Source organism: Sphingobacterium sp. HJSM2_6 (assembly GCF_049316305.1).
Classification (GTDB): Bacteria; Bacteroidota; Bacteroidia; order Sphingobacteriales; family Sphingobacteriaceae; genus Sphingobacterium.
In genome coordinates this window covers 177,828-190,145 of the sequence record NZ_JBMOXB010000002.1, presented here as the reverse complement: position 1 = coordinate 190,145, position 12,318 = coordinate 177,828, and the positions used below count along the sequence as shown (strand labels likewise).

Below are 12,318 nucleotides of genomic sequence, written 5' to 3'. Positions count from 1 at the left end.
AATAATCAGCATGAGCTTAGATCTAACTACTTTAAACATAGACTCTATACAAGCAAAGGAAAGAATTAAGGATGTGGTTACACGTACACCCTTGCAATATAACCATCATCTTTCGGAGAAGTATGGGGCAGAAATTTATCTTAAACGAGAGGATTTACAAGTAGTACGTTCCTATAAATTACGCGGAGCATATAATAAAATAAGCAGCTTATCTGCGGAAGAACTAGCCCACGGCGTGGTTTGTGCAAGTGCAGGAAACCATGCTCAAGGTGTCGCATTGTCTTGTAAAAGATTGGGTATTCGGGGGGTAATTTTTATGCCTGGCCCTACTCCACGTCAAAAAATTACGCAAACTGAAATGTGGGGGAATGGCAATATTGATATCGTATTAACTGGAGATACTTTTGATGATTGTCAAATAGCTGCTATTGCTTATGCAAATGAGCATATCATGACTTTTATTCCTCCATTTGATGATTTAAAGATTATTGAAGGGCAAGGAACTGTTGCTGTAGAAATACTTGAAGATCTTCCAAATGTTGACGCCATCTTTATCCCTATTGGTGGTGGCGGTCTATCGTCGGGTGTTTCATACCACCTGAGCCAAGTAGCACCTCATGTGAAGTGTTATGGGGTAGAACCCGAAGGTGCTCCTTCCATGCAAGCCGCAATGGAAAATCAAGGACCCATCGAGTTGCAACAAATTAACAAATTTGTGGATGGTGCTGCCGTAAAAAAAATTGGGAAATTAAACTACGATATAAGTTCGCAATTACTTAGTAGTGTTAAATCCATTCCAGAAGGCAAAATATGTACGACCATTTTAGAGCTCTACAATAAAGATGCAATTGTCGCAGAGCCGGCAGGTGCCTTGTCAATAGCTGCCCTGGAGTTTCATAAGGAAGAAATAAAAGGAAAAAAAATAGTTTGTATAGTTTCTGGAGGAAATAATGACATCGATCGCATGAGCGAGATTAAAGAAATGTCTTTACTATACGAAGGATTCAAACATTATTTTATTGTTCGATTCCCTCAAAGACCTGGTGCTTTACGATTGCTCGTGACAGAAGTTTTAGGTCCTAAAGATGATATTACTCGTTTCGAATATATTAAAAAAACCGAAAGAGAACGCGGTCCAGCATTAATAGGTATTGAATTAAACGATCCAAATGACTATATTTCATTTATAGAACGTTTGAAAGCATATAAATTTGACTATATAGAAATCAATAAAGACCAGACATTGTTTGAATATCTGGTTTAAAAGGAACTAACCCTCCAAATAATAGTTAATGTAACGGCCGGTGATTTCACTGGCCGTTGCTTGTTTATAGTGCGTTTATAAATTAGTTTGTTACAAAAGGAGTGGTTTTCTACGATTATTATTTTTGAGTCCATGAATGTTTTATTTTTATTCACTCGAACTTTCCACTCTTCGAGGAATAAAGAAGAAATTACTTCGTTTAAATGCCTGAGAATGGATATAACTTGAGGCTATCAACCCAGGCTCTGTAATAACGTTTAAGTTGAGAATTATTTCCTAATAAAAAATAAACAAATTTCATACAACAATTCTTGATATTTTAGGTTATCTATATGATTACCAATTAATAAGGAGGTACATATGAAAGCTACAACATTAATTATTGTGCTTATTTGCACAATCAGCACTGCATTCTCGCAGATTAAATTAAAAGCTCCAAAGACTAGTCCTACAGACAGTTCACACGTAAAAACGAATGATGGAGTACAAATAATGATTAAATATGGCAGTCCATCTTTGAAAGGAAGGGCCATAGGAACAGATTTAGCGACTTTCGGTCAACGCTGGAGGACTGGAGCAAATGAAACTACGACTGTAACGTTTGATCAAGACGTTACCATCAATGGCAAAAAACTTGCAGCTGGTAAATATGGTCTGAATACAATTCCTGGTAAGGCTAAAACAACCTTGATTTTTAATAAAAACTGGGATCAATGGGGAACCAAGTTTGATGAGTCTGCCGATGTCTTAAAGCTGGATGTAGATAATAAATCGGATGGCAAAAATCAAGAACGCCTGAAAATCAATGCAGAAAAATCAGGAAAAATTAATCTAAATTGGGGTGACTACGGTTGGTCTGTTCAGGTAAAACCTGATTAAAGAATTTATAAATGCATAAAGTGACCTAAAAATCCTCGTCATTTTATGCATTTAACTTAAATCCTGTTTTTCAATCAGGCATGTCCATCCTTTTTGGATTGGATTGACTTTTCGAGTAAATCAATTTTATGATTCAACGTTTTAATGAGCTGAAATTGTGCTTCCTGGGTTTCATACAGCCCTTTGATCTGCTCTTCTAACAATACATCCATTTTTTGGTGAAGACTTCTTATTTCCAATTCAGCTTTCAAATTAATCATATAATCATTCTCATTCCTCATCCTATCTTTCTCTTCTTGCCGGTTTTGACTCATCATAATTACAGGTGCTTGTATTGCAGCAATACAAGAAAGAATTAAATTCATCAAAATGAAGGGGAAAGGATCAAATTGATCTTTGGAAGGAACCATACTGTTGTAGATAATCCAACTAATGAGTATCACCGCAAACAGAATAATAAAAGACCAACTTCCACCAAATCGCGCTACTTTGTCGGATACTTTTTGTCCTTTTGTTAATATTTCTTTGCTTGGATGGATGAGTTTGTCCATTAAAACCTCTTCTTCGTCTATCGTACCCCTAACAATAGTATGTAGCTTTGCTATATATTCAGAATTCTTCTGAATTATTTTGTGAAAATCCTTATTACTTTCCATAATATGCTTGCTTTTCTGGTTTAATTGTTATTAAATATTAGGTATAAAACAATTAGAACGTCAACAAAGATTTTATTTTGGAAAATAATTTTTTTTGTGGATCTGAGGCTTATTGAAAAAGAAAATTAATCCTTATTATTCGCTTATATTTTAGAATGATGCAATCTATTTTTTTGAATCTCATCAATTCAAATACAAAAGATTGCATTTTAAAAAATTTCGTATGAGTTTGTTCAATTTCAATTGAATTTAGTTGATAAAGGCCTGTACAGGAATTTTTTATTTTATAAAATGAAAGGTTATTATTATATACAAAATTTGCTGTAATATCACAATATTTTTCATCTATTTTGACAATAAAAAAACGAAGTATTTACTTGTTCAAATTGGGCTATAAAATAGCTCACACAAGTTATCCACATACTTACTGGTTTGAAAAACAAAGACTTATCAAAGTATAGATGTTTCCTGACGTGTTTTAACCCAATTGTTAATTCAGATGTGGAAAAGTATAGTTAGCACTCGGGAAGAAATTATGGGATATTTGTTCTACTTGAGAATATAACCTCTCAATTCAAACGTTTTTTATATTACTAAAGAGTAACGCTAATTAAGTGATATTCTTTTAAATCTTAACATAACATGGCAAGAATCATTAAGTTCGAAAAAAATGACTGTGCGCCATGCGCACAAGTATCGGCATACCTTGACAATAAAGGATTAGCCTATGAAACTATTAACCCATTTGATGAGCCTGAATTAGCTGTTAAGTTTAAAGTTCGTACGGTCCCTACTGTCATAGTATTGGAAGACGAAGAGATTAAAAATCGTATTATTGGATTTAAACCTGAAGAATTAGATCAAATCGCTTTATAATTAATCACCTAATCCGTTTAGCCACATGATTAACTTATATTACGACTCAAGAACTGGAAATGTGGAACGCTTTATTCATAAAGTGATTCAGATTACAGGATGGACTGCCACCCGAATCGAGGAAGGCATGGAAATTACTGAACCAGGACATTTGGTGACTTATACCACCAATTTTGGGAAAATACCGGAAAAAACACAACAATTATTAGCTACACAAAGCCAATTGATTTATTCAGTGAGCTCCAGTGGAAATCGTAATTGGGGTAGAAATTATGCCATCGCTGCCGACAAAATCGTTGAAGAATATGCAATTCCATTTGCATTAAAATTCGAATTGTCAGGAACAATGGAAGATATTAATTTATTTATTGACATCATCAAAAATCAATACTATGATCGCAAACGAGGTAGCGAAAAGCTGGATATTGCTTAACAACGAAATCATGATCAAACATGAGGACGAGTATAGCTTACATAAAGATAAAGAAGCTGTACGCGCCTATTTTCTTGAATATGTAAATAAGAATACGGTATTCTTCTATACATTGAAAGAAAAAATCGACTATTTGGTAGAAAACAACTATTATATTGATTTCTATCAATGGTTTACGTTTGAGCAGATGGAGGAGGTTTTTAATTTTGTATATGCCAAGAAATTTCGCTTTCAGTCGTTCATGGCTGCCTTTAAATTTTTCCAAAGTTATGCGTTGAGAGACGATTCTGGCGAGAAGTTTTTAGAACGCTACGAAGACCGTGTTGTTGCGGTATCGTTATTTTTAGCGAGAGAAGAAGGTGTTAAAAAAGCGATTGAATACGCTGAAATAATGATCAACCAAGAATACCAACCCGCTACGCCTACTTTCTTAAACGCAGGAAAGAAACGTTCAGGAGAATTGGTGTCTTGTTTCTTGGATGAGATTGGTGATAATTTGAATGGAATTGGTTATGCCGTAGACTCGGCTATGAAACTGTCATCTATCGGTGGTGGTGTTTCCTTTAACATTTCTAAAATTCGTGCACGAGGTGAAGCTATCAAAGGAGTAGATGGTCGTGCTGGCGGTGTATTGCCAATTATGAAAATCATGGAAGATACGTTTTCCTATGCAAATCAATTAGGCCAACGCCCAGGTGCTGGAGCAGTTTATTTAAATATATTCCACTCCGACATTGAAGAGTTTTTAGATTGTAAAAAAATCAATGCTGACGAGAAAGTTCGTATAAAATCCCTTTCCATTGGAATTATTGTTCCTGACAAGTTTATGGAATTAGCAGAGAAAGACGAACCATGTTATTTAATCTACCCGCATACGGTGATGCAAGAGTATGGTCAGTTTTTGGATGAAATGGATATGGATTTAATGTATGACGAGTTAATTACAAATCCAAACGTTAAGAAAAAGAAAATTAATGCCCGCCATTTATTGGTTAAAATAGCACAAACTCAAAAAGAATCTGGATATCCTTACATCTTCTTCAAAGAGAATACCAACAGAGCACATGCCTTAAACGGTATAGGCCGTGTAAAATTCTCTAATTTATGTACTGAAATCATGCAAGTTTCTGAGGTTTCAGATATCAATATTTACGGTCAAGAGGATACAATTCGCTATGGTATATCGTGTAACCTTGGCTCATTAAACATTGCGACAGTAATGGATAATAAACGCATCAAAGAATCTGTAAAAACAGCCATGCGTGCCTTAACAGTTGTTACAGATGTAACCGACATCCAAATGGTTCCTTCCATCGCTAAAGCAAACCGTGAATTACATTCAGTAGGTCTTGGAGCGATGAATTTACATGGCTTCTTAGCAAAAAGCTTTATCATGTATGAATCTTCTGAAGCATTAGATTTCGCGAATACATTTTTCATGATGATGAATTATTATTCCTTGGAAGCTTCTATGGAAATCGCTAAAGAAAGACAACGTACCTTCGTTGGATTTGAAAAATCTGCTTATGCAGATGGATCCTATTTTGACATGTACTTAAATCGTGATTACAATCCAAAAACTGATAAAGTCAAAGAATTATTTGGAGATATTTATATACCAACGGTTGAAGATTGGAATAAATTAAAAGCGCAAGTGGCAGAACATGGCATTTATCATGCTTATCGTTTGGCTATTGCTCCAAATCAATCTACATCTTACATCATGAATGCTACCGCATCGGTGATGCCTATAGTAGATATCATCGAAGTCCGTGAATATGGTGATAGTACGACTTACTACCCTATGCCTTACTTGACCAATGATAATTACTTCTATTTTAAATCGGCATACGATATGGATCAGATGAAAGTATTGAAACTGATATCTGTTATTCAACGTCATATCGACCAAGGGGTTTCAACCATATTACATACCAATTCAAAGGATTCTACACGTGATTTGGCTAAATATTACATTTATGCGCATAAATTAGGATTGAAATCCTTGTATTACACGCGTACTCGTAAATCAACAATCGAAGAATGTATCTCTTGTTCAGCATAAGCAGATTAATAAATCCTAGATAAACAAGAAACGATTATAGTACAATTTGAGCTGAATTGATGGAGTCACACGACTTACTCAGTTCAGCTTCTTTAACAACAGACAAGCTACATCATGAGTAAACAATATACTGCGGTAAACTGGAATACACCAGATAATGACTATGCGTTAATGTTTTGGGAGCAAAACATTAGACAGTTTTGGATTGATACAGAGTACATTCCTTCGAAAGATATCGATAGCTGGAAAGGTTTGTCCTGGGATATGAAAGAATGTTATAAAAAAGCATTAGGTGGTTTAACCTTACTTGACACCTTACAAAGTCATACAGGTATGCCTAAAATTATTGATCATATCGATTCCTTACAAAACAAAGCGGTATTGTCTTATATGTGTATGATGGAAGCCATTCATGCGAAATCATATTCTACCATTTTTACTACAGTATCTACCACCAATGAGATCAATGATGTATTCGGATGGGTTTCTCAGAATAAGTTTTTACAATTTAAAGCGGCAACCATAGATTCCTATTATCGTACTATAGATAAAGAGAACGTAAGTAATGAAGAATTGTTTATGGCCTTAGCAGCTTCTGTTTTATTAGAATCTTTTCTGTTTTACTCAGGTTTCTTCCTACCACTGTGGTTATGCGGACAGGGCCAAATGGTTGCATCTGCTGACATTATTAAAAAGATTATCGCCGATGAATCTATTCATGGGGTATTCGTAGGTTTAATAGCGCAAGAGGTATTTGCTAAATTGCCAAATAAAGAGGAAGTAAAACAACGCTTCTTAGCTTTATTAAACGAGCTTTATGAGAATGAAATTAAATATACTGAAGAGTTGTATACGGTAGTCGGTTTGACTGCTGAAGTAAAAGAATATGTACGATACAATGGAAATAAAGCGTTAATGAACTTAGGTTTCGATCCTATATTCGAAGTAAAACAAGTCAATCCAATTGTATTAAATGGATTGAATACGGAAACAACACAACATGATTTCTTTTCGAAAAAATCCACCAACTACGAGAAAGCCACAGAGATTGTTCATCTAAAAAATGAAGATTTCTTTATGGATGCTACCGTAGAAGTTTAAGATAAATTCTCTTTGTTATCAAAAAGCCCTCTCTACTTCTGTATTGAGGGCTTTTTTTATCCCATTTAAATAGTTTAAAAATAAAAGCTTGGGTAATTACCCAAGCTTTACATTATTTACTAAAACACTATTGTCCTGATGGGTATCCAGGATTTTGTTTCAAATTAGGATTTATAGCCAATTGCGTTTGAGGAATTGGAAATAATTCTAAATGTTCTTTATTTGTCGCTTCGTGATCCCACCAATTGCCGGAGGTAAATTTCCCAAAACGGATTAAATCCGTTCTACGTTTCCCTTCAAATATAAACTCCCTACCTCGTTCAGCTAATAACTCATCCAAGGTTAATGAAGCTACAGTATACCGATTGGCCGCCCAATCGGCAGCCGCAAAGGCCCTTTGTTTGGATTGATTAATTAAATCAACTGCTTCTGCATTGGCATTACCTCCATTTTTCCGCATAATAGCCTCAGCCTTATTAAAATAAAGCTCTGTTAACCGGTAAATCAGGTAATCATTCTCTTGGTAATTGTCATCGGATGTTCTACCCGATTTATATTTATTAAATCGAGCTCCTGAGTTTTCTTCCCCAAATTCCATTCCTCCTTGACCGGTCAGGTCTCCTTCGCTCTCCCTACGAATAGAATTCACAAAGACTAAAGGTTTTCCAGCATATTCCTCCGTACCTAATACCGGAGTATTGGTACCCAGTTTATACTGTGGCCCGAATAAAAACCATTCTTTCTTACGAAGATCTTTTGCCGAATACGCATCAAATGCCGTAGGGATTACAACGAATGCGTTCCAGCCCCCATAACTCACCCCTAAAGCTTCCTTCATGTAATCGTAACCCATATAAAAGCCACCCCAATCAAAAGTAAAACCTCCTTTTCTACTAAATTGAAATTGAAATATACCTTCTGAATGCATATTATTGGTATTGCTAAAAACCGTATTGATATCGGTGGCCAATTTAGGCCCTCCTGCTACAGCTCCAGCCTCTCCAGAAATCACTTTATTACTTGCAGCAATACATTCATCCCACATGGCAGTTCCTGACCATTTCTGCGCATTTAAATAAAGCTCAGATAACATTGCATACCCAGCTGCTTTATTTACTTTTCCAACAGTCTCCCCATTCAAAGCTGGAAGATTTGGCACTTCGGTTTCTAATTCTTGTTTAATAAAATCAAACACCTCTTTTCTACTCTTGGTTTCCGGATTTATAGGTTGGTCTACCATTTCACTGGAAATTGGGATATTCCCCCATAGGTCTATTAATCGGATATAGTGGTAAGCTCTTAAAACCTTCAGCTGAGAAACCGTCGATTTGATTTCTTCCGCAGTCATTCCAATTTGGGTTGGATCTAGCACTTCAATATCAGCGATGGCATTATTAATAAACCCTACGCCCGTCCACATTAATTCCCAACCAGAACGCATTCTATTTTCCGTATCAGTCCAAGTATGATAATGCAATCTAAAATGATCACCTCCATCATAACCATGTCTACCTTTTTGCGGCCATGCAACTTGATCTGCCGATAACTCAGAATGATAATAATAGCCATTATTTCCAGTAGGCGCTAACCAAGCTTGCATATGGGTAAATGGGCGTAATGCTGCTTGAGCTACCTCCAATTTATTTTTATAAAACCTATCTTTTTCTAAAGTACTATATAGGTTTTCACTCAAATCTGTACAACTATTTAATGAGGCTATAGCCAATAATCCGACGGTAGCCATGCGTAAACTCTTCTTATGATTAAGTTTCATGATAATTTCTCCTTAAAATCCAATATTTAAACCCATAGACCATGATTGCGTTCTTGGATAAAATCCTCTAGCATCAATTCCTCCATCAAAACCAGTATCTTGCAGTTCCGGATCAATCCCTGAATACGAAGTAATGGTTGCTAAATTACGTGCCGTTAAATAGACGTATAGATTTCGAACTAATGCGGTTTTCATATTGAAATTATAACCCAAAGTCACATTATCGATTTTAACAAATGATCCATTTTCTAAGTAATAGTCCGAATATTGTGGGCCTTCAGCGAGATCAGCATGTTTCCCAAATGCGGAGGATAGCACATTATTAGGCAACCATTTTTGGTTACCAAAGAATAAATCCGAAGTATTTAGAATGCTGTACTTAAATTTACCTCTTAAAAACACGGTTAGGTCAAAACCTTTATAACTGAAACGGTTACCTAACGATGCTTGAAATTTCGGAATACCGTTGCCTAAATATACTTTGTCCTCATCATTCGTATCGCCGGTCAAAGCTGTTGAGCCATCCGCTTTATGGAATAACCAACGGCCTTCATCGTCAAAGCCTGCAAATCGTTTTCCATAAAAATTCCCTACTTCACCCCCTTCTTCTAAGCGTATCGTATTACCTAAATTCCCTGGTGAAGGAAGTCCACCAAACTCGATCCAATTGCTCTTAAACAAATCACTCGATAATTTGGTCAACACATTCTTTTGGTAATTTCCTGTAAAATCAACCTGCCAAGTGAAACGTTCATTAGCAATAGGTCTACCTGACAATTGCAATTCCACCCCTTTGTTCACCACTTCCCCTACATTATACCATATACTTGGTTGCACATAGGAGGGTTGTTGCGCACGATATTCATACAATAAATCAGTAGTCTTCCGATGATAAACATCCAAGGCACCTGTGAGTCGATTATTAAACATGGCGAAGTCTACACCGATGTTTGTCTCTGCTTTTTGTTCCCATTTCAAATCGGGATTTTGATTAGCCGCTAAACCATAAGTTTGATAATAAACATCATCCTGAGGATATACTCCACCCGTTCCAAGCCTCAAAATAGATTGATAATTGGGTAAACCCTGATTACCCGTCACCCCATAACCAACGCGTAGCTTCAACTCATTAACCACTTCTTTATTGCTAAAGAAATCCTCATTACTGATGGTCCAACCTGCAGATATTGCAGGAAAGTTACCCCATTTATTATTCATACCAAATCGGGAAGAACCCTCACGTCTAAGAATTGCTGTTGCGAAATATTTTCCAGCATAATTATAATTTACCCTTCCAAAGAATGCAATTAAAGTATTATCCTCTTTAAAAGACCCTAAGCTTGGTCGAGGAAGTTTATCATTACGTATAGCTGTTCCAGAATTCATATCCCAGTCCAAAAATCCATCCGTAGTAAAACCGTTATTGTCCATACTAAAATTCTCTCCCGTAGCATATTGATAACTATAGCCCAACAAACCGGTGAGGGTATGCACATCATTAAAAGTTTTATTATAATCGATGGTACTTTCAAATGTTTTGGTCCAATTCACATCATTCCTTTTAGAAGCATAAGCCATCCCTTGATAATCCGTACCCACCCGTTGATCCCAATCTAGGGTAGAACGATATTGTCGGTCATTCCAGTTATCACGCACGTAAGATCCAAATGCAGAAACACTTAATTCATCGATTATTTGAAACTTCAATCGCGCATCACCCGAAAACGTTTGTTGATTTCGTTCTTCAATTCGATGAGCTAAACGACTAAGCGGATTGTAATTATTAAATTCTTGCGTTTGGTAGAATGTGCCATCAGGATTAACGATTGGCGCCGTAGGGTTACGTTGAATAGCTTGTTCAAAGTCACCAGTTTTACCCCCTAATAAATCGGCTTTATTAAAATTTGCAGCTAAATTAGCAGACATCGTAAGGCGATTATCCAAACCCGTTTGGTTGAAATTTATCCTTCCCCCAAATTGCTCTCTCCCGTTTTGTTTGGCAATACCATTCGCTTGTTCATAATTGAAAGAAGCTCGGTAAGTGGAATTTTCACCACCTCCACTGGCAATGAAATTATGAAAATGAGAAAAATTATTTTTATTGATTAGCTCATCGTATAAATCTGTACTTGCCCCTAAATCATAATTAGGTTTGTTCAAGCCATTTACCACTTTATCCCTAAATTCAGCGGCAGATAGCATGGTTGGTCTACGATTTACAATTTCAGTTTGACCGTAGGTCAGGTATTCAAATTGTGCTGCTCCTGCTTTTCCTTTTTTTGTCGTCACTAAAATAACTCCACCATTACCACGAGTACCATAAATCGCCGCAGCAGACCCGTCTTTTAACACATCAATCGATTCGATATCTCCTTGTTTAATCAAGTCAAGATTTCCCCCTGGAATACCATCGATAACCACCAAAGGACTATTCGTTCCTTTTAGTGAGGCCATACCCCGCAATTGAATGCTTGTACCCGCATTGGGATTACTCCCCTGCGTACGCGTAATATTTAGGCCCGCCACTTTACCTTGCACCAATTCCATCGGGCTTCGCATTCCTCCTCGGTTAAAATCTTTTTCCTTAACGGAGGCCACGGCAGATGTTATTTCCTTTTTCTTTTGTGTGCCATAACCCACGACTACCACTTCATCAATAGCCTCTTCTTCGGGGCTTAGATTAATTTGAACTTCAGCAGCACTCACTTGAATTTCCTGATTCATAAATCCGATGGAACTTATCTGTAAGATATCCCCTAGCACAGCTTCAATGGAAAATTTCCCTTGACTATCGGATTGAGTGGACACATTTTTCCCTTTTACACGGATCGTAGCTCCTGCAATGGAAGAACCTGTAGCAGTATTCTTAATAACTCCAGTAACAGATTGTTGGAAGCTCATGGACAAGGATGTATAGGAAGTTTCCTTTAGTTTCTCCGCAGAAAAACCATAGCTGCTTGCCAATAGCGCAAAACAGAGTAAACTCCCCCTTACATATCCATTGCCATGAATTTTTGTAAAGTAAATAGTCGGCATATTAGTATATGTTAGTTAATAAATAATAATTAAAAAATAAGGTTTATAAACAAAGATCCCACAGTTAAAACGTTTTAGTTTTTGATTCAAATCAATACATTTTAACTAAATACTAAAATACATAACGTAAAAACGTTTATTTTATTACAAAATGTTTAAAAACAAAGGGAGAATTTTCCAATTCTCCCTTTAAAATTCTTATAAGAAATTATTTTTTGTTATTTATCTAAAACA

The 12,318-nt window shown here is 36.2% G+C and carries 9 protein-coding genes; 6 read left to right on the top strand and 3 right to left on the bottom strand.

All coding sequences use genetic code 11. The features are described from left to right. The first annotated feature begins 10 nt into the window (after positions 1-10). Positions 11-1,264 carry a threonine ammonia-lyase IlvA gene (gene ilvA / locus ACFRAE_RS03375; RefSeq protein ID WP_422795702.1) on the top strand — a complete coding sequence of 418 codons (1,254 nt, stop codon included), beginning with the start codon at positions 11-13 and terminating at the stop codon, positions 1,262-1,264. Positions 1,265-1,624: 360 nt separating this feature from the next. Beyond that, a complete protein-coding gene (locus ACFRAE_RS03370) occupies positions 1,625-2,143 on the top strand; it encodes a DUF2911 domain-containing protein (RefSeq protein WP_422795701.1) in 519 nt (172 codons plus the stop codon). Positions 2,144-2,217: 74 nt separating this feature from the next. Here the strand turns inward: ACFRAE_RS03370 and ACFRAE_RS03365 are convergent, their stop codons facing one another. Further along, positions 2,218-2,799: a DUF1003 domain-containing protein gene (locus ACFRAE_RS03365; protein ID WP_422795700.1), complete on the bottom strand. Its 582-nt coding sequence runs from the start codon at positions 2,797-2,799 to the stop codon at positions 2,218-2,220. Between the two features lie 642 nt (positions 2,800-3,441). On the opposite strand from ACFRAE_RS03365, the gene ACFRAE_RS03360 reads away from it, so the two are divergent. From ACFRAE_RS03360 to nrdF, 4 genes are all read left to right on the top strand, one after another. Then, entirely contained in the window at positions 3,442-3,675 is a 234-nt protein-coding gene (locus ACFRAE_RS03360; protein ID WP_422795699.1) for a glutaredoxin family protein, read from the top strand. 25 nt (positions 3,676-3,700) lie between these two features. Further along, positions 3,701-4,108, top strand: coding sequence for a class Ib ribonucleoside-diphosphate reductase assembly flavoprotein NrdI (nrdI, locus tag ACFRAE_RS03355; protein WP_422795698.1), 408 nt, complete (start codon positions 3,701-3,703; stop codon positions 4,106-4,108). Then, positions 4,068-6,173: a class 1b ribonucleoside-diphosphate reductase subunit alpha gene (gene nrdE / locus ACFRAE_RS03350; protein ID WP_422795697.1), complete on the top strand. Its 2,106-nt coding sequence runs from the start codon at positions 4,068-4,070 to the stop codon at positions 6,171-6,173. The genes nrdI and nrdE overlap by 41 nt, the downstream gene beginning before the upstream one ends. A 114-nt stretch (positions 6,174-6,287) precedes the next feature. Continuing rightward, positions 6,288-7,274, top strand: coding sequence for a class 1b ribonucleoside-diphosphate reductase subunit beta (gene nrdF / locus ACFRAE_RS03345; RefSeq protein WP_422795696.1), 987 nt, complete (start codon positions 6,288-6,290; stop codon positions 7,272-7,274). A 127-nt stretch (positions 7,275-7,401) separates the two neighbouring features. On the opposite strand, the gene ACFRAE_RS03340 is transcribed toward nrdF, so the two are convergent. Both ACFRAE_RS03340 and ACFRAE_RS03335 read right to left on the bottom strand, forming a co-directional pair. Then, positions 7,402-9,048 (bottom strand): RagB/SusD family nutrient uptake outer membrane protein, encoded by a 1,647-nt coding sequence (locus tag ACFRAE_RS03340; protein WP_422795695.1) that lies wholly within the window; start codon positions 9,046-9,048, stop codon positions 7,402-7,404. A gap of 12 nt (positions 9,049-9,060) precedes the next feature. After that, the gene (locus ACFRAE_RS03335; RefSeq protein ID WP_422795694.1) at positions 9,061-12,084 is read right to left on the bottom strand and encodes a SusC/RagA family TonB-linked outer membrane protein; all 3,024 of its coding nucleotides are present in this window, start codon (positions 12,082-12,084) and stop codon (positions 9,061-9,063) included. Between the last annotated feature and the right edge of the window lie 234 nt (positions 12,085-12,318).

Bases quoted from the DNA above. Each gene is read 5' to 3' on its own strand.
- nrdF (WP_422795696.1), top strand. From the start codon at position 6,288: ATGAGTAAACAATATACTGCGGTAAACTGGAATACACCAGATAATGAC.
- ACFRAE_RS03360 (WP_422795699.1), top strand. From the start codon at position 3,442: ATGGCAAGAATCATTAAGTTCGAAAAAAATGACTGTGCGCCATGCGCA.
- ACFRAE_RS03340 (WP_422795695.1), bottom strand. From the start codon at position 9,048: ATGAAACTTAATCATAAGAAGAGTTTACGCATGGCTACCGTCGGATTA.
- ACFRAE_RS03370 (WP_422795701.1), top strand. From the start codon at position 1,625: ATGAAAGCTACAACATTAATTATTGTGCTTATTTGCACAATCAGCACT.
- ACFRAE_RS03335 (WP_422795694.1), bottom strand. From the start codon at position 12,084: ATGCCGACTATTTACTTTACAAAAATTCATGGCAATGGATATGTAAGG.
- nrdE (WP_422795697.1), top strand. From the start codon at position 4,068: ATGATCGCAAACGAGGTAGCGAAAAGCTGGATATTGCTTAACAACGAA.
- ACFRAE_RS03365 (WP_422795700.1), bottom strand. From the start codon at position 2,799: ATGGAAAGTAATAAGGATTTTCACAAAATAATTCAGAAGAATTCTGAA.
- ilvA (WP_422795702.1), top strand. From the start codon at position 11: ATGAGCTTAGATCTAACTACTTTAAACATAGACTCTATACAAGCAAAG.
- nrdI (WP_422795698.1), top strand. From the start codon at position 3,701: ATGATTAACTTATATTACGACTCAAGAACTGGAAATGTGGAACGCTTT.